The sequence below is a fragment of the Vibrio sp. YT-18 genome (assembly GCF_033337345.1).
Taxonomy (GTDB): Bacteria; Pseudomonadota; Gammaproteobacteria; order Enterobacterales; family Vibrionaceae; genus Vibrio; species Vibrio alginolyticus.
The window spans coordinates 1-1,200 of record NZ_JAWOQO010000167.1 but is presented as its reverse complement, the minus strand read 5'-3'; the positions used below and the strand labels follow the sequence as shown (position 1 = coordinate 1,200).

Annotated in this window: 1 pseudogene; it reads right to left on the bottom strand. The window is 42.9% G+C overall.

What is annotated here, in order from left to right:
* Positions 1-228 precede the first annotated feature (228 nt).
* Positions 229-1,200: pseudogene (locus tag R7M72_RS25180) on the bottom strand (ABC1 kinase family protein); the annotation flags it as partial.

Below are 1,200 nucleotides of genomic sequence, written 5' to 3'. Positions count from 1 at the left end.
AATTTGCTGGATTAGAGTGGAGAGATCTTGAAACTTGCTCACCGAGCCCCCGATAGTTAATTCGTTTTCATGGATAAAGTTGTGGCGTCATACGTGACAAATCAGCCAGCTAACTTTGCTTATTGACCTTATGTTCATTAACCATAGTCAATAAATCTCAATAAAGTGGGCTGTTGATGACGCAGAATAACTGCTCAAGGTACTTGAAAGTGACAGAAAAACAATAGGCTATCCAATATTGATCTTGAGATATGGTTGCACTAATCGACGAATGTTTACTTTTGCACCGATTCGAGCGGCGAGCAAATACATGCCACCAATTTTTCGGTGCAAGAATATGGCATCGGCTGGTGGGGTATGCCAATAATCTTGCTCCATACTCAGAATTGTTCCAGCTTCTCGCAGTTTTTGCGCCAGTCCGCTGGCTTTAAAGTCATAAGCTTCATCAATTAGCATGGGTTAGCATGCCATTTTGAACAAATCTAAAATCGCCATTCTATGTTCTGGTTTGATGCTTTGGGCGAAAAAGCCTATTTGCTCTAAAGCATCGTTGAGCCCTTGTTCGTCATCGTTCACGACAGATGAAAAGGCTTGGCGATAACCGGAACTAAAACGTTCACTGTATTCGCGAGTTGCGCCAAAATCTAACAGCCCGATTTGTTTACTTTGTTCAAGATAGAGATAGTTTGCGAAGTTTGGATCGGTTTGCACCATTTTGAATTCGAACAGTTCTTTAAACAGCAGTTCCAACAAATTGTGCATTACAAAGTCGCGAGTTTCTTGGTCGTAGTTTGCAATTTTCTCTATGGGCGTCCCTTGAATGAACGACATAGCCAGAACGGATTGGGATGAAATTTCCGGGTAGATTTTTGGTACCACAAAATGCGGATGGTCTTGTAGAGCCTCGTGATATCTACAGGCAAACTGAGCTTCTCGCTCATAATTGGCTTCGTCGTGCAGCTGTTTTTTCGCCTCTTCCAACAGTCCTTTATAGTCAACAGACTCAGGGATAAGGCCAACAATTTTCAAAAGCGTACCGACATTATCGACGTCGCTGTCGATGCTCTTTCTGATACCGGGATATTGCACTTTAACTGCCAAATTATCGCCAGCATCGCTGTAGGCTTGGTGAACTTGCCCTATGGATGCACTCGCAATAGGTTTGAAGTTGAAAGCAAGAAACGCAGATTTCCACTGTTC